8 protein-coding genes are annotated in these 21088 nt (G+C 74.4%); 5 read left to right on the top strand and 3 right to left on the bottom strand.

Annotation, left to right across the window (positions count from 1 at the left end):
- Positions 1 to 23: 23 nt before the first annotated feature.
- Positions 24 to 476: an SRPBCC family protein gene (locus tag LUZ64_RS24820; protein WP_095580173.1), complete on the bottom strand. Its 453-nt coding sequence runs from the start codon at positions 474 to 476 to the stop codon at positions 24 to 26.
- A gap of 207 nt (positions 477 to 683) precedes the next feature.
- On the opposite strand from LUZ64_RS24820, the gene LUZ64_RS24825 reads away from it, so the two are divergent.
- Positions 684 to 2159: an aminotransferase class I/II-fold pyridoxal phosphate-dependent enzyme gene (locus LUZ64_RS24825; protein WP_095580171.1), complete on the top strand. Its 1476-nt coding sequence runs from the start codon at positions 684 to 686 to the stop codon at positions 2157 to 2159.
- Between the two features lie 50 nt (positions 2160 to 2209).
- Positions 2210 to 2989 (top strand): class I SAM-dependent methyltransferase, encoded by a 780-nt coding sequence (locus LUZ64_RS24830; RefSeq protein ID WP_095580169.1) that lies wholly within the window; start codon positions 2210 to 2212, stop codon positions 2987 to 2989.
- Between the two features lie 151 nt (positions 2990 to 3140).
- Here LUZ64_RS24830 and LUZ64_RS24835 read toward each other — a convergent pair whose 3' ends face one another.
- Positions 3141 to 17387 carry a non-ribosomal peptide synthetase gene (locus tag LUZ64_RS24835; protein ID WP_232398765.1) on the bottom strand — a complete coding sequence of 4749 codons (14247 nt, stop codon included), beginning with the start codon at positions 17385 to 17387 and terminating at the stop codon, positions 3141 to 3143.
- Positions 17388 to 17429: 42 nt separating this feature from the next.
- Positions 17430 to 18476: an iron-siderophore ABC transporter substrate-binding protein gene (locus tag LUZ64_RS24840; RefSeq protein ID WP_232398767.1), complete on the bottom strand. Its 1047-nt coding sequence runs from the start codon at positions 18474 to 18476 to the stop codon at positions 17430 to 17432.
- A 275-nt stretch (positions 18477 to 18751) separates the two neighbouring features.
- Here LUZ64_RS24840 and LUZ64_RS24845 point away from each other — a divergent pair, with 275 nt between their 5' ends.
- From LUZ64_RS24845 to LUZ64_RS24855, 3 genes are all read left to right on the top strand, one after another.
- Positions 18752 to 19699: a methionyl-tRNA formyltransferase gene (locus LUZ64_RS24845; protein WP_095584122.1), complete on the top strand. Its 948-nt coding sequence runs from the start codon at positions 18752 to 18754 to the stop codon at positions 19697 to 19699.
- A 116-nt stretch (positions 19700 to 19815) separates the two neighbouring features.
- On the top strand, positions 19816 to 20037 hold the full coding sequence (locus LUZ64_RS24850; RefSeq protein WP_087929633.1) for a hypothetical protein: 222 nt from the start codon (positions 19816 to 19818) through the stop codon (positions 20035 to 20037).
- A 132-nt stretch (positions 20038 to 20169) separates the two neighbouring features.
- A complete protein-coding gene (locus LUZ64_RS24855; protein WP_232398768.1) occupies positions 20170 to 20754 on the top strand; it encodes a GNAT family N-acetyltransferase in 585 nt (194 codons plus the stop codon).
- Positions 20755 to 21088 lie beyond the last annotated feature (334 nt).

Here is a 21088-nt window from a genome sequence, read left to right on the forward strand (position 1 = left end):
GCCGTGGCCGCGACCCGCCGGAGCTACAGCACCGCCCCCCGCCACCGCCCCGTCTCGAACCCCCGCGCCTCGATGTACGACTTGAACCGCTCCAGATCCCCCTTCGCCTGCCGCCGCACAAACCCCAGCACATCACCCACCGTGTCCACGAACCCCTCCGGCGCATGGTCGAACTGGAGCATGACCTTCGTGCGGGAGACATCCAGACGGTGGAAGGTGACGACCCCGGCCTGCCGGACCTCGCCACCCACTGTGGTCCACGCGACGCGCTCGTCGGGAATCTGCTCGCTGATCTCCGCGTCGAACTCACGGATGACACCGTCGACGTTCGTCACCCAGTGGGTGAGGGTCGGCGTGCGCTGCTCGACGCGCTCGACGCCTTTCATGAAGCGGGGGAACTCCTCGAACTGCGTCCACTGGTTGTAGGCCGTGCTGATGGGCACCTCGACCTCGATGGACTGTTCGATCTGGGACATGCCGTCTCCTCGGGAACGTAGAAGGAAAACCGGGCCGCTCGACGAGTGCCCCGGATGCGCGCGCCGAGACCTCCCTCTTCCACAGCGCCCCGGTCATGGCGCCGGCACGCCCGGACACCCGGTCGGACGCGTTTCCCTTGCGGCAAACAGGTCACCCGCACGGGGATCCCGGCAAGGAGCGAGCGTTCCACGGGGAGCGGAGACCTTATGGACCACTCATGTGCGCCGGTACTGGAGGCACTCGCCGCCTACCGCGAGACAGGCCAGACCCCCTTCACCCCACCGGGCCACAAACAGGGGCGCGGCGCGGACCCGCGGGTGCGGGCAGTCCTGGGGGACGCGGTGTTCGCCCACGACGTCCTGGCCATCAGCGGGCTCGACGACCGTACGTCCTCGCACCACGTGCTCGAACGGGCCCAGGAGCTGATGGCCGACGCCGTCGGGGCCGAGCACACCTTCTTCTCCACCTGCGGCAGCTCCCTGTCCGTCAAGGCGGCCATGCTGGCGGTGGCCCGGCCGCACCAGAAGCTGCTGATCGGCAGGGACGTCCACAAGTCGGTGGTCTCGGGGCTCATCCTCTCCGGCGTACGGCCCGTCTGGGTCGACCCGCAGTGGGACACCGGTCTGCACCTGGCCCACCCGCCCTCCCGCGCCGCCTTCGACGAGGCCTTCGAGCGCCACCCCGACGCCGAGGGCGCCCTCGTCACCAGCCCCACCCCGTACGGCACCTGCGCGGACCTCGCCGGACTCGCCGAGGTCTGCCACCGCCGCGGCAAGCCCCTGATCGTCGACGAGGCGTGGGGCGCGCACCTCCCCTTCCACCCGGATCTCCCGACGTGGGCCATGGACGCCGGTGCGGACGTGTGCGTCACCTCCGTGCACAAGATGGGGTCCGGGCTCGAGCAGGGCTCCGTCTTCCACCTCCAGGGCGACCGTGTCGACGACAAGGCCCTCAAGGCGTGCGCCGACCTGCTCGGCACCACCAGCCCCTCCGTCCTCGTCTACGCCGCCCTCGACGGCTGGCGCCGCCAGATGGTCGAACACGGGCGCGCGCTCTACGACGACGCGCTCGCCCGGGCCGAGGCCGTGCGCGCCCGCGTCGACGCGATCGACGGGATGCGCGTCCACGGCCGGGCCGACTTCTGCGGGCCCGGCCGCGCGGCCGACCTGGACACCCTCCAGGTGATCGTCGACATCTCCGCGCTCGGCACCACCGGCTACCGCGCGGGCGACTGGCTCCGCGAACACCACCGCATCAACCTGCACCTCTGCGACCACCGGCGGATCAGCGCCCAGCTGACCCACGCCGACGACGAGGAGACCACCGGCGTCCTCCTCGACGCCCTGCGCGACCTGGCGGACCACGCGGAAGCGCTGCGGCCGGCCTCCGCCGTCGACGTCCCCGGTCCCGCGGCGCTCCGCCTGGAGCAGGCGGAGCTGCCCCGGGACGCGTTCTTCGGCCACACCGAGCAGGTCCCCTGCGAGAAGGCCGCCGGGCGCGTCGCCGCCGAGATGCTCACGCCCTACCCTCCCGGCATCCCGGCCGCCCTGCCCGGCGAACGCCTCACCGACGGCGTCCTGCGCTATCTGCGCTCCGGTGTGGAGGCGGGCATGGTCGTCCCCGACGCGGTCGATCCCGAGGTGAGACAGGTGAAGGTGGTCGCCGAACCGGAGGACGGCTGAGGGGAACGAGAGGGGGTGTGGAATCCGTCCGGCACCGCTAGCGTCGGCGCATGGACCAGGATGAACACCGGCTCCACGCCTCGTCGTTCGGCGCGGCGGCGGTCGCGTACGCCGAGCACCGTCCGGACTACGCGCGGGCCGCGGTGCGCTGGGCGCTCCGGCCCGCGCCCGGCCCGCGCGTGCTCGACCTCGGCGCCGGAACCGGCAAGCTGACCGCCGCGCTGGTCGCCCTCGGCGCCGAAGTCGTCGCGGTCGAGCCCGACCCGGCGATGCTGACCGAACTGCGCCGCTCACTGCCGGCCGTCCGCGCCCTGCCGGGTGGTGCCGAGGCGATTCCGCTGCCGGACGCGTCCGTCGATGCCGTGCTGGCCGGCAACGCCATGCACTGGTTCGACATGGCCGTCGCGGGACCCGAGATCGCCAGGGTCCTCGCGCCCGGCGGCGTCCTGGCCGGTCTGTGGAACGTCATGGACGACCGGGCCGAGTGGGTCGCCCGGCTCGCGCGGGTCAGCGGGAGCGCGGCCGTCGGCCCGCGGGACACGTCCGCGAGCTGGCGCGCCGAGACGGCGTACACGCACCTTCCGAAGGACGGCACGGCCACCCGGTTCGGTGCGCCGGAGCAGGCCGGGTTCCCGCACGGCCAACGCCGCACCGCCGACTCCCTCGTCGCGACCCTCGCGACGCGCGCGGGAGTGCTGGTCATGCCGCGACGGGAACGGGAAACCACGCTGGACCGGATCCGTGCCTTCCTCGCGAGCAGACCCGAGACCGCCCACGGCGAGTTCACCCTCCCGATGCTGACCGGAGTGCTGCGCGTCCGGCGGCTGTGAGACCGCACGCCGGCAACCGGCTCGTCCGCGGTCTCGTCCGACGTCGGCAGTCGGTCCACAGCGCCCGGAGAGCCCAAGGGCCCCGCCGGTGGGGAGGAAAACCCTCCGCCCCACCGGCGAGGCCCTGACTTCCGGGCTCACACCACCCGCGTCACCTCACACGCAGCTCCGACAGCCCCCGCTCCGGGTCGGTCACCACCGTCTCCAGCAGCCCCCGCAGCTCCCCCGCCAGCCGCTCCGCCGTCTCCCGGTCGAAGACGTCCGTCGCGAAGATCAGACCGCAGTGCACCGGCCCGTCCCCCCGCGGCTCGTAGAAGCTCAGCGTCAGGTCCGCGGCCGTCGAGCCCGTCGGGACCGCGTCCAGGGAGCCCAGGCCGCCTTCCAGTTCGGCCAGCCGGGCCTGTTCGTGGTGGATGACCATGATCTGCGGGCCCGCCGGGGCGAGGCCCGTCGCGTGGGCGACGTCGTCGAAGGGGACGTCCTGGCGGTCCAGGGCGCCGAGCGTGGTCTCCCTCACCCGGGTGAGCAGTTCGGTGAAGGACGGGTCGCCCGTGGTGTCGGTGCGCAGGACGACCGTGTTCGAGAAGCAGCCGACCAGGTCGGTCAGGAGCTCGTCGGTGCGGCCGGCGACCATCGTGCCGATCGGCAGGTCGGTGCCCGCGCCATGGGCGGTGAGCAGCGCGGCCAGTGCCGAGTGCAGGACCATGAACATGCTCGTGCCGGTCCGGCGCGCGAGCTCGTCCACGCGGGTGTGCAGTTCCTCGTCCAGGACGAAGTCGACGACATCGCCACCGGAACCGTCAGGGACGCGCTCCCCGCGTCCGCCCGGCAGCGCCAGCTCCTCCGGCATACCGCTCAGGGTCCGCCGCCAGTACGCGAGCTGCCGCGCCCCGGTGCTCTCCGGGTCGGCCGGGTCGCCCAGCACCTCGTGTGCCCAGCGCGTGTAGTCCGCGTAGCCGACGGGCAGGGGCGCCCACTCGGGGGCCCGGCCGGCCGTGCGGGCCGCGTACGCCGTGGCGAGGTCGCGGAGCAGGGGGACGACGGACCATTCGTCGACGGCCAGGTAGTGCATGGTCAGCAGCACCGCCTGGGCACCGTCCGGCGCGGTGAGCAGCCGGACGCCCAGGGGTGCCCGTCGCTCCAGGTCCGCGGTCCCGGCCGCGAGTTCGGCGAGGCGGGCCTCCAGGTCCTCGCACCGCTCCCGTTCCAGGGCGGTCGGCGCGGGCGGGCTCTGGAACACCGTGCCGTCCCGCTCGGTGAAGGCCGTGCGCAGCGGCTCGTGCCGCTCCACGACGTCGGCGAGCGCGGTGTCGAGCGCGGTCGCGTCCAGGCCGCCGCCGGGCGACCGGAGGACGAGCGCGTGGTCGAAGCCCGCGTGGCGGCGGTACGCGGTCCAGCGCCACCGCTGGGCGGGGGCGAGCGGCGGCGCGGCACCGTCGGCCCCGACGGCTCCGGTGGCCCCGGCGGCCCCGCCCTCGCGCGCCCGCAGCCTGGGCCTGCCCGCACCCGCCCCGGCCTCGTCCAGCTTGGCCGCGAGGCCCGCGACCGTGAGCCCGTCGAAGACGTCCCGGATGCTCAGGTCGGTGCCGAACACCGAGCGGATCCGGCCGAGCAGGCGCATCGAGGCCATCGAGTGGCCGCCCAGCGCGAAGAAGTTGTCGTGCACGCCGACGTCGTCGAGCTCCAGGACCTCGGCGAAGAGGTCCGCCAGCCGGGCCTGGGTGGGGGTCGCCGGGCGGCTGTCGCCGGTCAGCTCCGTCCAGTCCGGCGCGGGCAGGGCCCGGCGGTCGAGCTTGCCGTTGGGGGTCAGCGGCAGCGGCCCGTCGAGGGGTATCACGAGGGTGGGCACCATGTACTCGGGCAGCATGCCGGCGACGTGCGCGCGCAGGGCGCGCGGGTCGAGGTCCCCGTCCTCCGGGACGGCGTAGCCGACCAGGCGGACGATGTCGCCCTTGCGGTCCGGCACCACCGCGGCCTGGGCGACCGCCGGGTGGGCGGCCAGGGCGGCCTCGATCTCGCCGAGCTCGATCCGGAAGCCCCGGACCTTGACCTGGGTGTCGACCCGGCCGAAGAAGTCGAGGTTGCCGTCCTCCCGCCAGCGGGCGCGGTCCCCGGTGCGGTACATCCGGGCGCCGGGCGCGCCGAACGGGTCGGCGACGAAGCGCTCCGAGGTCAGCGCGGGCCTGCCGAGATAGCCCCGGGCGAGGCCGCGGCCGGCCACGTACAGCTCGCCGACCACGCCGGGCGGTACCGGGCGCAGGGTGGCGTCGAGTACGTAGCAGCGCGTGTTGGGGTCGGGGGCGCCGATGGGCACCCGGTTCCCGGCCGGGCCGCCGGCCCGGCGGGCGGGCCACAGCGTGGAGTTGACGGTCGCCTCGGTCAGGCCGTAGGCGGCGATGAGGTCGACCGTGTCGCCCCAGCGCTCGAAGAGGTCCGGCGGTACGGTCTCGGTGCCGACGAGGATCGTCGAGCCCTCGGGGAGGCGGCACTCCGGCGGCAGGGCCGACACCAGCGACGGGGGCAGGATCATGTGGGTGATCCGCTGGTCGGTGAGGAAGTCGGTCAGGGCGGCTCCCGCGACGCGGGCCTCGTCGGGGACGAGGACGAGCCGGCCGCCGTGGCACAGGGCCATGGCGAGTTCGAAGACGGCGACGTCGAAGCCGATGGAGGCGAACTGGAGGACCCTGCTGTCGCGTTCCAGGCCCATCCGGTCCACGGCGGTCGCGACGAGGCTGGAGATGCCCTCGTGCGGGACGACGACGCCCTTGGGGCGGCCCGTCGATCCGGAGGTGTAGATGACGTAGGCGGCTCCGTCGAGGCTCACCGGCGCGGGCTCCACCGGGGCTCCGGGCGGGCCGTCGAGCGCGGCGGCCGTGTCCGGGGCGTCCAGCAGCAGTACGGGGACGCCGGCCACGTCGGGGATCTTCCCGGCGACCGTCTCGGTGCCCACGACGAGCGCGGCGCCGGAGTCCTCCACCATGTAGCTGAGCCGGTCGGCGGGGTGGACGAGGTCGAGCGGCAGGAACGCGGCGCCGAGCCGGAGCACGGCGAGGACGGTCGCCACCATGTCGACGGACCGGGGGACGGCCACGCCGACGACGCTCTCGGCGCCGATGCCGCGCGCGGCCAGCAGCCGGGCGATGCGGTCGGCCCGCGCGTCGAGGCCGGCGTAGCTCACCGAGCGGGAGCGCTCGACGACGGCCACGGCGTCGGGGCGGTCGGTGACCTGGGCGGCGAACAGGGCCGGGAGGGTGGCCTCGGTGACCTCGCGGGTGGTGGCGTTGAAGTCGTCGAGCACCCGTCGCCGCTCGTCGGCGGTGAGGACGTCCACCTGGGACACGGGCAGGCCGGGGGCGTCGGCGACGGCGGCGACGAGGAGCCGCAGCCGGTCGGCGAGGCGTTCCACGGTGGCCCGGTCGTACAGGTCGGTCGCGTACTCCAGCCGGCAGCCGAGCGTGCCGCCCTCGCCGTCCGCGGCGGTCTCCTCGGTGAAGCTGAAGACCAGGTCGAACTTGGCGGTACGGGCCTCGACGGGCACGTACTCCATGGCCAGGCCGGGCAGTTCCAGTGCTCCGGCCACCCGGTTGTGGTAGCCGACCATCACCTGGAAGAGCGGGTTGCGGGCGAGGGAGCGGGTGGGGTTGAGCTTCTCGACGACGGCCTCGAAGGGCACGTCCGCGTGGGAGAACGCGGCGAGGTCGGTGTCCCGCACCCGGGCCAGCAGGGCGGTGAAGGTGGGGTCGCCGCTGAGGTCGGCGCGCAGGACGAGGGTGTTGACGAAGAAGCCGACGAGGTCGTCGAGTGCTTCGTCGGTGCGCCCGGCGATGGGCGAGCCCAGCGGGATGTCCGTGCCCGCGCCCATGCGGTGGAGCAGGGCCGCGACGGCCGCGTGCGCGACCATGAACATGCTGGCGCCGCTCTCCCGGGCCAGCCTGCGCAGGCCCCGGTAGGAGGCGTCGTCGAAGGTGACGGCGTGGTCGGCGCCGGCGAAGCTCGGCCGCGAGGGGCGCGGCCGGTCGGTCGGCAGCTCCAGTTCCTCGGGGGCGCCGTCCAGCGCGGTCCGCCAGAACTCCAGCTGCCGGGCGGCCAGGCTGCCGGGTGCGGCCGGGTCGCCGAGCAGCCGATCCTGCCACAGGGCGTAGTCGGCGTACTGGACGGGCAGCGGCTCCCAGGCGGGTGCCGCGCCGTCCTTGCGGGCCGCGTAGGCGGTGGCGAGGTCGCGCAGGAACGGGCGGTCCGACCACTCGTCGGTGGTGATGTGGTGCAGCAGGATCACGGCGATGTGGTCGTCCGGGCCGAGCTCGACGACGGTGGCCCGCAACGGCAGTTCGGCGGTGAGGTCGAACGGCCGGGCGACGGCGTCGGCGACGATACGGGCCGCCTCGTCCTCGTGGGCCGCGCGTACGTGCTCCACGACCGGGTGGGCCTCCTCGGGCGGCAGGACCCGCTGGAGGGCCTGGCCGTCGTGGTCCGCGAACAGGGTCCGCAGGGCCTCGTGACGTGCCGTCACATCGCTGAGCGCCGCCCGCCAGGCGGGCAGGTCGAACGCGCCGCGCAGCCGCATGACCAGTGGGAAGTGGTACGCGGCCGAGGTGCCCTCCATCTGCTGGACGACCCACAGGCGGCGCTGGGCGTGGGACAGCGGCAGCTCCGCCGGCCGCTCGGCGGCGACGAGCGCGGGCCGGGCGCCCGCCGCGTCGGGGCCGCTCGCGCGGCGCACCAGCTCGGCCACGGTCGGCGCCTCGAAGAGGTCGCGGATGGACAGCTCCGCGTCCAGCGCGGTGCGGGCCCGGCTGATCAGACGGGTGGCCAGCAGGGAGTGGCCGCCCAGTTCGAAGAAGTCGCTGTCGGTCCCGACGGGCTCCGGCAGTCCGAGCACCTCGGCGAAGAGCGCGCAGAGCGTCTCCTCCTCCGGCGAGGCCGGCGGCCGGCCGGTGCCGGATCCGGTGTGCTCCGGCGCCGGGAGGGCCTTGACGTCGAGCTTGCCGTTGACGGTCAGCGGCAGGGTCGGGACGGTGACGAGCGCCGCGGGCACCATGTAGTCGGGCAGCGTGGCCTTGAGGTGGGCGCGCAGCCGCCCGGTGAGGTCACCGGCGTCGGCGGCCTCCGGCACCACATAGCCCGCGAGGCGCTTGGTGCCGCCCGCGTCCGTCACCACGACGGCGGCGTGCGCGACCTCGGGGTGGGTGGCCAGGGCCGTGGAGATCTCGCCCAGCTCGATCCGGTACCCGCGGATCTTGACCTGGTCGTCGGTGCGGCCGAGGAAGTCCAGGAGGCCGTCGGGGCGCTGCCGTACGAGGTCGCCGGTGCGGTACATCCGCTCGCCCGGGGCGCCGAACGGGTCGGCGACGAAGCGGGCGGCGGTCAGGCCGGGCCGGTCGTGGTAGCCGCGGGCGAGGCCGGTGCCGGCGATGTACAGCTCGCCGGGGCAGCCCGGCGGTACGGGGCGCAGCATGGTGTCGAGGACGTGGGCCCGGGTGTTGCGGATGGGCCTGCCGACGGTCGGCGCGGGGCTGTCCGTGGTGGAGCCGCCGAGGGTGTTGATCGTGTACTCGGTGGGGCCGTAGAGGTTGTAGCCGTAGGTGCCCTCGGTGTCGCGGAGCCGGGTCCAGACGGTGTCGGGCACGGCCTCGCCGCCGAGGAGGACGAGCGCGGGCCGGTGGCGGCCGCCCTCGGGCTCCTCGGAGTGCTCCAGCAGGCCTTCCTCGATGAGCAGCTGGGCGTAGGTGGGGGTGACGTTGACGACGTCGACGCGGTGCCGGTCGCAGTAGGCCACGAGGGCCTCGGCGTCGCGGCGCAGTTCCTCGTCGCAGATGTGCACCTCGTGTCCCTCGACGAGCCAGAGCAGCTCCTCCCAGGACATGTCGAAGGCGAAGGAGACGGTGTGGGCGATGCGCAGGCGGCGTCCGCCGGCCGCGGCGATGGCCGGTCCGAAGACCTCCTTCTGGTGGTTGATCTGCATGTTCGTCAGGCCGCGGTAGGGCGTGACGACGCCCTTCGGGCGGCCGGTGGAACCGGAGGTGTAGATGATGTAGGCGGGGTGCTCCAGCCGGTCCGGCAGGCCGCGCGCGAAGGCGGGCCGTTCGGCGTCGGTGACCTCTCCGCCGGGGAGGGCGGCGAGTTCGGCGGCGACGTCCGGGGCGTCCAGGAGGACCTCCGGTGCCAGGGGGCCCGCCTCGCCGCGCAGGGTCGGGGCGACCGCCGCCGTGGTCAGCAGGCACAGGGGCCCGGTGTCCTCGACCGTCATCCGCAGCCGGTCGGCGGGGTGGTCGAGGTCGAGCGGCAGGTAGGCGGCGCCGGTGCGGAGCACGGCGAAGAGTGCCACGACGGTCTCGACGGAGCGGGGCAGCGCCAGGGCGACGGCCGTCTCCGGGCCGGCGCCGCGGGCGAGCAGCAGCCGTGCCAGGCGGTTGATCTCCGTGTCCAGTTCGGCGTAGGTCAGGGCGCGGTCGCCGAAGACCAGCGCCACCTCGTCCGGGGTGCGGGCCGCCTGGGCGGCGAGGAGGTCGGCGACGGTGTCGTCCGGTACCGGCTGCCGGGTGTCGTCCCGCCCGGCGAGGAGGGCGGCCCGCTCGCCGGGGAGCAGCAGGTCGATGCCGCTGGTGGCGACGGGTGCGGCGGAGGTGGCGTCGAGGTGGTCGGCCAGCCTCTCCAGGACGGTGGTGAAGCGGGTGAGGACCGTGGTCGCGGCCTCGGCGTCGAACAGGTCGGGCCGGGCGGCGAGGGTCACCCGCAGCCGGGCGCCGGGGGTGACGATGAGGGTGAGCGGGAAGTGCGTGCCGTCGACGTTGGAGACGCCGGTGATGCCGTGCCGTTCGCGGAGGGCGGCGGCGCGGTCCTCGCCGTCGGCCGAGCGGAGCACGAACAGGGTGTCGAACAGGCGGCGGTGGCCGGCCTCCCGCTGGAGCGCGCCGAGGCCCACGTACTCGTAGGGCATGACGGCCGCGCGCTCGGACTGCATCCGGCGCAGGAGGCCGGGAAGGGGCTCGGCCGGGTCGAGGGCGATCCGGACGGGGACGGTGTTGAGGAACATGCCGATGATGCCCTCGACGCCGGGGACCTCGACGGGGCGGCCGGCGACGGCGGTGCCGAAGGCGACGTCGGGGCGGCCGGTCATGGCGGACAGCACCAGGCCCCACGCGGCGTTGAGGACGGTGTTGAGGGTGAGCCCGTGCCGTCGGGCGGCGGCCCGCAGCCGGTCGCCGGTCTCCCGGGGGAGGTGGGCGTCGAAGTCCACCGGGATGACCGGGCCGCCGTCGCGCCCGGCGGGCGCGAGCAGGGTGGGTTCGTCGAAGCCGGCGAGTGCCCGGCCCCACTCCCCCATGGCGGTGGGGGTGTCCTGACGGTCGAGCCAGGCCAGGTAGTCGCGGTAGGAGCCGCCCGGCGGCAGACCGGTGTCGTCGCCGGACCGTTCGTAGAGCGTGAACAGCTCCTCCAGGAACAGCCACGCGGACCAGCCGTCCCACACGATGAGGTGGTGGGTGACGACGAGGCGGTCCTTGCCGTCGGGGAGGCGGATGAGCAGCAGCCGGCACAACGGCGGCGTCGCGAGGTCGAAGCGCTCCCGGCGGTCGGCGGCGAGCAGCTCCCCGACGCGGGTGTCCAGCTCCTCCCCGGACAGCGCGGAGAGGTCGGTCTCCGTCAGCGGGATCTCGGCGCCGTCCACGATGAACTGCACGGGGCGGGGCAGGCCGTCGCTGGTGAATCCGGCGCGGAGGCCGGCGTTGCGGGCCAGCAGGGTCCGGCAGGCGGCGCGGAGGCGGTCGGCGTCGACGCGGTGGTCGAGGTCGAGGGCCTCCTGGGAGAGGTAGACGTCGAGCGTCCCCACGTCGTAGGTGGCCTCGAAGTACATGCCCTCCTGGAGGGGGGAGAGCGGCCAGACGTCGGCGAGGGGCCGTCCGGCGGCGGCCTCGACGCGGCCGGTCTCCTCCGGGGAGAGGACGAGGCCGGTGGACGGGGGTTCGGGGGCGGTCTCCTCCGGTGTCGCGGAGGCGGCGACCAGCTGGTCCAGGAGCGCGCGCAGGGCGGGGTCGACGGGGACCCCGGACTGCTGGGCCAGGACGGCCTGGAGCGCGGCGGCGGCCTGTCCGGCGTCCGCGGCGGCGACGGTCACACCGGCCTCGGGGGCGGGATCGGGCGCGGGGGCCGAGGCGGGGGCCGAGGCGGGGGCCGAGGCGGAGGCGAGCGCGGCGGGCGTGCGGCGGACGAAGACGTCCCGGGGGCTGATGGCGATTCCCTGCTGTCGGGCGCGGGTGGCGACGGTGATGGAGGTGAGGCTGTCCCCGCCCAGGACGAAGAAGTCGTCGTCGACGCCGGTCGCGGGCAGTCCGAGGACGTCGGAGAAGATCTCGCACAGGGCGCGTTCGCGGGCGTCGCGCGGTTCGCGGCCGCTTCCCGCGACGGCCGCGGCGGGTGCGGGCAGGGCGTTCCGGTCGAGTTTGCCGCTGGGGGTCAGCGGCAGCGCGGCCAGGGGGACGAGGGCGCCGGGCACCATGGTCGCGGGCAATTCGGCGGCGAGTGCCGTGTACAGCGCGCCGGTGTCCAGGGTGGCGCCGGGGTCGGGCACGGCGTAGCCGACGAGCGCGCCGTCGCGGACGGTGACGGCCGCGTGGGCGACGCCGGGCTGCCGGGACAGGGCCTCCTCGATCTCGCCCAGCTCGACGCGGTTGCCGCGGATCTTCACCTGGCGGTCGGTGCGGCCGAGGTACTCGATGTTCCCGTCGGGGCGGCGGCGTACGAGGTCGCCGGTGCGGTACATGCGCTCGCCCGGGGCGCCGAACGGGTCGGCGACGAACCGGGCCGCGGTCAGGCCGGGCCGGTCGTGGTAGCCGCGGGCCAGCTGGACGCCGGCGAGGTGGAGTTCGCCGGGCACGCCGTCGGGGACGGGGCGCAGGAAGGGGTCCAGGACGTACAGCCGGGTGTTCCACACCGGGCGGCCGATGGGGACGTCGCGGTCACCGGCGCCTGTGTAAGGGAACCAGGTGACGTCGACGGCGGCCTCGGTGGGCCCGTAGAGGTTGTGCAGGGGTACGGGCCCGTGCCCGGCGCGGGAGGTGAGGTCCCACCAGCGGCGGGCGGTGGCGCCGGTGAGCGCCTCGCCGCTGGCGAAGGCCCGGCGCAGGCTCGCCGGCCAGCCGTCGGGGGCCGTGCCGGCCTCCATGGCCTGGACGAACGCGGCCAGCATCGAGGGCACGAAGTGCAGGGTGGTGACGCGTTCGGCGTGGATGAGCCCGGCGAGGTAGTCGGGGTCGCGGTGGCCGTCGGGGCGGGCGAGGACGACGGCGGCTCCTTCGAGGAGCGGCCAGAAGAACTCCCACACCGACACGTCGAAGCTCGACGGGGTCTTCTGGAGGACCCGGTCGTCGGCCGTCAGACCGTAGCTGCCCTGCATCCAGGCGAGGCGGTTGACGATCGCCCGGTGGGTGACGACGACGCCCTTGGGGCGGCCGGTGGAACCGGAGGTGTAGATGAGATAGGCGGGGTGGTCGGGACGGGCGTGCTCGACGGGTGAGTCGGGGACCTCCTCGGTGTGGTCGAGGACGAGGAGCTCCGGGCCCTCGGCGCCGCCGGGCAGCCGGCCGGCCGCGGCCTCGGTCGTGACGACGACGCGGGCGCCGGAGTCGGCGAGCATGAACGCCACCCGGTCGGCCGGGTAGTCCAGGTCCACGGGCAGATAGGCGGCGCCCGCCTTGAGGACGCCGAGGAGCGCGACCATCAGCTCGGCCGAGCGCGGCACGGCGACGGCGACGCGCCGCTCCGGTGCCACGCCGCGGGCCCGCAGCCGGCGGGCCAGGTCCTCGGCGCGCCGGTCGAGCTCCGCGTACGACAGCCGCTCGCCCTCGTAGACCACGGCGGTGGCCTCGGGGGTGCGCGCCACCTGGGCGGCGAACGCGGCGGCGAGCGTGGTGTCGGGCACGGTGCGGGCGGTCGCGTCGAGCTCGGCGAGGCGCTCGTGCTCGGACGGGGTCAGCAGGTCGAGCCGGGCGACGGGCAGGCCGGGCTCGGAGACGAGGGTCTCCAGCAGGGCGAGGAAGCGGTCGGCGAGCACGCGCACGGCGGGCCCGTCGAGCCGGGCGGCGTCGTGCTTCCACCGCAGGTCGAGGCGGTCGCCCGGCCGGACGACGAGAGCGAGCGGGTAGTGCACGGCGTCGTGGACCTCGACGCCGGTGATGTCCAGGGCGTCGTCCCCCGCGTCGGGCCGTCGCGGGTCGGGGTAGTTCTCGAACACCACGAGGGTGTCGAAGAGGTCCCCGCCGCCGGCGGTGCGCTGGATGTCGGCGAGGCCGAGGTGGTGGTGCTCCAGCAGCCCGGCGTGCTCGTCCTGGAGGCGCCGCAGCGCCTCGGTGAGCGAGTCGTCCGGCCGTACCCGCATCCGGGTGGGCACCGTGTTGATGAACAGGCCGACGGCGGAGGCCAGCCCGTCGACCTCGGTGGCGCGCCCGGAGACGGTGCTGCCGAAGACGACGTCCGCGCCGCCGGTGAGCCCGCCCAGGAGGAGGCCCCAGGCGCCGTGGACGACGGTGCTCAGGGTGAGGCCGTGGGCGCGGGCGAGTGCGGTCAGGCGCGCGGTGAGCGGCTCGGGGACGCTGGTGTCGAGGTGTTCCGGGCGCGCTTCCGGTCGCGCGTCCTTCCCGTCGGCGTCCGGTGCGGTGAGCCGGGTCGGGCCCGGCAGGTCGGCGAGGGCCAGGCCCCAGGCGTTCCGGGCGGCCTCGCGGTCGCGGCCGGCCAGCCAGGCCAGGTGGGCGCGCGGGTCGAAGGGGGCGGGGAGCTCCTCCCCCCGGTAGGCGGCGAGGAGTTCGCGCAGCAGGACGGAGACCGACCAGCCGTCGGCGACGATGTGGTGCAGGGTGAGGAGGAGCCGGTGGCGCGCGCCGTCGCGGACCAGGGTGGCCCGCAGGAGCGGCGGGGTCGTGAGGTCGAAGCGCTCGGCGCGGTCGTTCCGGAGCAGCGCGTCCAGGGCGGCGCCGGTGGCCTCGGCCTCGCGCCACGGCAGGGTGACGGCCTCGGCCACCCGCTGGACGACCTGGCCGTCCGGGAGCTGGCGGAAGCCGGCGCGCAGCAGGGGGTGCCGGTCGAGGAGGTGCTGGAGGGCGCGGCGGAGCCGGTCCGCGTCGACGGGGCCCGCGAGGTCGAGGAGTTCCTGCACCAGGTAGAGGTCGGTGGCGTGCTCGTCGAAGCGGGCGTGGAAGAAGAAGCCTTCCTGGAGCGGGGAGACCGGCAGGGCCGTGTCGTCCAGCTCGACGGCGGTGGTGGCCGGGCGGTCCGTACCGGCGTCGGTGCCGGCGGCCGCGGCGAGCGCGGCGACCGTGCGGTGGCGGAAGACGTCGCGGGGGGTGAGCGCGAGGCCGGCGGCGCGGGCGCGTTCGACCAGCTGGATCGCGACGATGCTGTCGCCGCCGAGGGCGAAGAAGCTGTCGTGGACACCCGCCGAGGGCAGGCCGAGGACGTCGGCGAACAGCCCGGCGAGCGTGGTCTCGGCCGGCGTCGTCGGCGCGGCGCCGCCGGCGAGGGCGGTCCACTCGGGGTCGGGGAGGGCCCTGGTGTCGAGCTTTCCGTTGGGTGTCAGCGGGAGCGGCCCGTCCAGGACCACGACGGCCGAGGGCACCATGTGCTCGGGCAGCGTGCCTGCCAGCTCCGCGCGTGCGGCGGCGACGGCGGCGTCCGTGGCGCGTGGGTCCGCGCCGGTGTCGCCGACCAGGTAGGCGACGAGGCGCTTGGTGCCCCGGTGGTCCTGGCGGACGAGGACGGCGGCCTGGGCGATGCCCGGGGCGGCCATGAAGGCGCTCTCGATCTCGCCGGGTTCGATGCGGTGGCCGCGGATCTTGAGCTGGCCGTCGGCGCGGCCGAGGAACTCCAGGTTGCCGTCCGCGCCCCAGCGGACGCGGTCGCCGGTGCGGTACATCCGCTCGCCCGGGGCGCCGAAGGGGTCGGCGACGAACCGTCCGGCGGTCAGGCCGGGCCGGCCGAGGTAGCCGCGGGCCAGGCCGCGCCCGGCGACGTAGAGCTCGCCCTCGACTCCGGTGCCCGCCGGGCGGAGGGCCTGGTCGAGGACGTAGCAGCGGGTGTTGGGGTCGGGCCGGCCGATGGGCACGGGGCCGGGGCGGTCAGCTTCGGCGGACCACAGCGTGGAGTTGACGGTCGCTTCGGTCAGTCCGTAGGCGACGACGACGCGCAGCCGGCCGGACCAGCGGGCGATCAGCTCCCCGGGCACGGCCTCGGTGCCGACGACGAGGACGGAGCCGTCGGGGAGGTCGCAGTCCTGCGGCAGGGCCGACACCAGGGACGGCGGCAGGATCATGTGGGTGGCCCGGTGGGCGGCGATGTAGTCCGTGAGGGCGGGTCCGGCGACGCGGCGCTCGGCGGGGACGACGATGACGCGGCCGCCGACGCACAGGGACATGACCAGGTCCCAGACCGTCACGTCGAAGCCCGCCGAGGCGAACTGCACGACGCGGCTCCCGGAGTCGATGCCGAGCCGGTCGGTGGCCGTGGTGATCAGGCTGCCGATGCCGTCGTGGGTGACGACGACGCCCTTGGGGCGGCCGGTGGAGCCGGAGGTGTAGATGACGTAGGCGGCCTGGTCGAGGGAGACCGGCACGGCGGTGGCCGGGGCGTCGAAGGCGGCCAGTTCGGCGGTGACGGCCGGGTCGTCGAGCAGCAGGCGGGTGCCGCCGGGGGTGCCGCCGAGGCCGTCCGGCAGCTCGCCGGCCAGTTCGCGGGTGGTGAGGACGGTCCGGGCCCCGGCGTCGGCGAGCATGTACGCGATCCGCTCGCGGGGGTGGTCGGCGTCGAGCGGCAGATAGGCCGCGCCCGCCTTCATGACCGCGAGGAGGGCGGTCACCAGCTCGGGCGAGCGGGGCAGGGCGACGGCGACGACGTCCTCGGGGAGCACGCCGCGCGCGGTGAGCAGGCGGGCCAGCCGGCCCGACGCCGCGTCGAGTTCGGCGTAGGTGAGTTCGCGGTCCTCGCAGACGAGGGCGACGGCGTCCGGGGTGCTGCGGGCCTGCCGTTCGAAGGCGGCGGGCCAGGTGAGCTCGGGGGCCTCGCGGGGGTCGGTGCCGAACTCCGTCAACAGCAGGGTCCGCTCGGCCTCGTCCGTCAGCTCGATGCGGCCGAGGGGGCGGTCGGCGTCCGCCATGGCGGTGAGGACGCGCAGGAACCGGGTTTCGTGGTCGTCCAGTTCGCGCTGTCCGCAGACGTCCGCGTCGGCGTCGAGGCCGACGCGTATGTTCCCGTCCTCGGGGGCGGTGACGGTGACGGCGAGGTCGCTGACCGGGCCGAGCCAGACGGGGTGGAAGGCGGTCTCGTGGTCGCCGAAGCGGAAGTCCCCGGCGGCGGGGAGGATGTTGACGGTGGGTCCGACGAGTTCGGCGACGCCGTCGGTCAGGCCCAGGTCCCTGGCCAGTTCCTCGGCGCGGTAGCGGCCGTGCGCGAGGGTCTCGGCGATCTCGTGGCGGACCGCGTCCACGAGTGCGGCGGTGGTCATCTCCGGGCGGACCGTGACGCGCAGGGGGAGGACGTTGGAGAGCATGCCGGGGAGGTCCCGGGTGCCGTCGTCGGCGCGGGCGGTGACCGGCAGGCCGAGGATGAGGTCCCGTTCGCCGGTGGCCCGGTGCAGGTAGGCGGCGACGGCCGCGACCAGCAGGCGGGAGGTGCGGACGCCGAGTCCGGCGGCGGCCTCGCGCAGGCGGGTGGTGAGGGCGGGTGACAGCTCGGTGGTGCGCCGGACCCGGCGTGTCATGGGTGCCTGTCCGCGCGGGACGAGGCGGACGGGCTCCGGGCGGTCGGCGAGCCGGTCCGTCCAGTGGTCGCGGTCGGCTCCGAACCGCCCGGAGGCGCGGTAGGCGCGGTCGGCGTCGACGAGCCGGGTGAGCTCCCAGGCGGGCGCTTCCGCGTCCGCGCCGGGGGGGTAGAGCGCGCCGGCCCGGCGGGTCAGGTGGACGACGCCGGCCGCGTCGACGGCGAGGTGGTGGTACCGCTGGTACCAGCGGACGTGGTCGTCGGCCAGCCGGAGCAGGGCCTGGGCGAACAGCGGGCCGCGGGCGAGGTCCGCGGGCCGGTCGCGCTCGGCTTCGGCCCACGCGTCGGCGGCGGCCTCGGGGTCCGGCTCGGCGCGCAGGTCGACGTGGCGCACCTCGACGGGGAGGCGGGTGGGGTACTGGCGCGGGCCGTCCGGCCCCGCCTCGGCACGGATGTGCAGGGGCCCGGCCTCCTCGACCGCCCGCCGCACGGCGGCGGTCAGGCGGTCGAGGTCGACAGCGCCCCGCAGTTCCAGGTAGAACGCGATGTTGTACGCCGAGCTGTCCGGCTCGATCTGCTGGGCCAGCCAGATACCGGTTTGCGCACCGGTCAGTGGCAGTCCGGTCGCCTGCGTCCGGGCGGACTCGGCATCACACATGTTCGTCTTGCCTTTCCCTGGTCTTGCGTCTGCTCTGGAGCGTCAGTTCTTGGCGGCCGTCAGCAGCGGCACGATCTCGTCGATGGCGTAGGGGATGGAGAGCACCGTGTTGAAGGAGAACGCGGCGCCGACGTCGGGACCCTCGTAGGGGACGAACAGGTCCCGCTTCTCCTCGGCGACCTTCAGCTTCTTGTAGAAGGGCTCGCCCTTGATGCGGTCGTTGGCCTGGGTGCTGGAGGTGACCCAGACGAGCCGGTCGGCGTCGAGCACGTCCAGCTTCTCGGCGCTCAGTTCGGCGACGTTCCAGCCGGGCTTGGCCAGCTTGTCGATCTCGGGCTTGAGCTTGAAGCCGAGCTCGGAGAAGAAGATCGCCTTGGGGTCGCCCTTGGTGAACGCCGAGTACTTGCCGGCCTCGAAGCTGTCGGCCACCGTGAGGGTCTGCTTCGCGAACTCCGGGTGCTTCTCGCGGACGGCCTTGAAGCGCGCGCTGATGTCCGCGATCTTCTTCTCGGCCTCGCCCTCCTTGCCCAGGGCCTTGCCGATCTGACGGGTCGACACCTGCCAGGGCGCCATGTAGTCGGCGTGGCCCTTCGGCTGGGCGACCACCGGGACGCCCATCTTCTTGAGCGTCTCGTACTGCTCCTTCTTCATGCCCGAGTACTGGGCGACGACCAGGTCCGGCTTGAGGCCGGCGATCTTCTCCATGTTGTACTCGTCACGTTCGCCCACGACCGTCGGCGTCCGCGAGCCCCACAGGTCCTTGGTCCACGGCCACTTGCCGTACGGCTTCTCCTTGAACCAGTCGACCGAGCCGACGGGCTTGACGCCGAGCGCCAGCACCGCGTCCTGGTCGGACAGCCCGAGGGTGACGACCCTCTTCGGCGCCTTCTTGATCTCCGTGCTGCCGTACTTGTGCTCGACGGTGACGGGGAAGGCGCCGCCGGAGGAGCCCTCCTTGGCGGCGGAGTCCTCCTCCTTGTCGGAACCGCCGCCGCAGGCGGTCAGGGCGAGTGCGGCGGCGAGGGCCACGGCCACGGAGGGCAGCTTGCCGAGGAGCTTCTTCGGCAGGGGAGGAGAACCGTTGGACACAGGGGTCCCTTTCACGTTCAAGGGCGGTCGGGCGGACCGGTCGAGGACACCGCGGCCGGGCAGGGGCGCGCAGCGGATCGAGGGGATCCGCAGGGGTTCCCGGGAGGCGTGCGAGGACGACGACACGAGATAACTTAGGCAAACCTAACCTAAGTCAGGAGCCCCTGTCGACGGGGGTCGGCGGTCATCTCGGTGAGAGATCCCCGTCGTTGCGAGGTTAGGCAAGGCTTGCTTTACTTGCGAGCGATCAAGCCACCGCTCCAAGGAGGAACCCCATGCGGGTCGTCATGTTCGGCTATCAGACCTGGGGGCATCGCACCCTTCAGGCGCTCCTCGACTCCGAGCACGAAGTGGCCCTGGTCGTGACGCACCCCAAGAGCGAGCACGCCTACGAGAAGATCTGGGACGACTCCGTCGCCGACCTCGCCGAGCAGCACGGCGTGCCCGTCCTGATCCGCAACCGCCCCGACGACGAGGAGCTGTTCGCCCGGCTGAAGGAAGCCGACCCGGACGTCATCGTCGCGACCAACTGGCGCACCTGGATCCCGGAGCGCATCTTCAACCTGCCGCGGCACGGCACGCTCAACGTGCACGACTCGCTGCTTCCGGCCTACGCCGGCTTCTCACCGCTGATCTGGGCCCTCATCAACGGCGAGAAGGAGGTGGGCGTCACCGCGCACATGATGGACGAGGTCCTCGACGCGGGTGACATCGTGCTCCAGCGCGCGGTGCCGGTGGGTCCGAGGGACACCACGACCGACCTGTTCCGCAAGACGCTGGAACTCTTCGGGCCCATCACCGTGGACGGCCTGGACCTCATCGCCTCCGGGCGCACCGACTGGGTCAAGCAGGACCGCAGCAAGGCCAGTTTCTTCCACAAGCGCTCCACCGAGGACATCCGGATCGACTGGAGCTGGCCCGCGGAGGTCCTGGACCGTCTGGTACGGGCCCAGTCGGCGCCGTACCCGGCCGCCTTCACCCACCACCGCGGCAAGCGCCTGGAGATCCTGGCCGCGAGGGTCTCCGAAGGCCGCTACGGCGGTACGCCCGGCCGGATCTTCTACCGGGAGGACGACGCGGTGGTGATCGTCGCGGGCGCCGACGCCCGGACCGGCCGCAACCACGGCCTGGCCGTCGAGCGGGTCCGCACCGAGGACGGCCGGGAGCTGTCCGCGGCCGACTACTTCACCACGATGGGCGGCTACCTCACCGACCGCCCCTGAGCACGGACACCGGCCCGCACTCCGCCCCGGCGGGGTGCGGGCCGGCCCGTTCGGCAGCACCTCCCGTGCGCCCGGCCGGGTCCGGCCCGGCGCGCGGGAGAACGGAAAGGCCGCGCATGAGCACGCACGACGACCGGGTGCGGCGGTACGCGCACCTGTGGTCGACCCCCTCGGACCGGTGGGTCATCTGGCACGCCACCGACGGAACCATGGTCTTCGACACCATGACGAACTGCCCGGAGTTCATCGACGACGGGCCGACCCTGCGCGGGGTGCTGCGCAGGATGCGCGACGCGGGCGCGCCCGAGACGGACGACTATCCGGGCGGCCCCTGCTGAGGAGCGCTCCCCCGCACCCCACCCCGTTCGCCCGAGTCAGGGCACCACCACCCGGCTCCACCCGGTGCCGCCCCGGGACGCCCCCGGGCGCGAGCGGCTTCCCCGCGCGCCCGGAGTGAGGAAAGGACCACCGTGGCCGCGGCGCACTGCCGAACTGCCGTATCCCCCACCAGCGAGCGGACCCTCGCGCCCCCCTCCGTGCGGGTGGCCCACGCCGCCGACGCGGCCGGGCTGTACGCGTTGTCGGAGCCGTTCATGCGCTCCGGCGCGCTCCTGTGGCGGACGCCCGAGACGTATGCGACGACGGCCCGGGAGTTCCTCGTGGCCGAGGACGGCGAAGGGGTCCTGGAGGGCTGCGTGGCCCTGCGCGCGTACCCGGGGGACGCGCGGGCGCCGGTCGGCGTGCCCGCGGTGCTCCACAACTTCTGTGTGCGCTCCGGCCGTCAGCGGCGCGGAGTGGGGTCGCGGCTGCTGGCCGCGCTGCTGCGGGAGGCCGCCGCGCGGTCGGTCGGCGAGGTGTTCGCGGCGACGACCGGCGGCGGCGAGGCGTTCGTCCGCAGCGGCTTCCGGGAGACGGACGCCGGGCGGGCGCCCCGGGCCTGGGCCGTGTCCCTGGACCCGGGGCGCGGCTCACGCGTCTTCGCCCGCTCCCTGACCGCGCAGCCCACCGCCGGTGCCGGGGCGACCCGTCCGCGACCGGACCTCCGTGTTTGGTGACACCCCTCGTCGCCCGGAAGTCGCGGGCACCCACCCACCGTTGCCGGTCAGGGTGGGTGCCCGCGGCTTCCGGGCGACGACGTCGTTCCACGCGCTTCCGACCGGAAGCACACCGCGGCCCTCCCGGGCGATTCCCGGGAGGGCCGCGGTGCGGTGACGGCCGGAAGCGGCGTCAGCCGAGCGGTACGGCCGCCAGCTCGCCAACCGGTACGTCCTGTTCGGCGCGGCGTAGGAGGAGGGAGTCGCGGATGTGGCCGGAGCGGACGGCGAGGGTGGAGAGGAGGGTGGAGGTGATGCCGTGGGTGTGTTCGGTGGTGCCGCCTTGGAGGTAGAT

The organism is Streptomyces albireticuli, assembly GCF_021228125.1.
In the GTDB taxonomy this organism is placed as follows: Bacteria; Actinomycetota; Actinomycetes; order Streptomycetales; family Streptomycetaceae; genus Streptomyces; species Streptomyces albireticuli.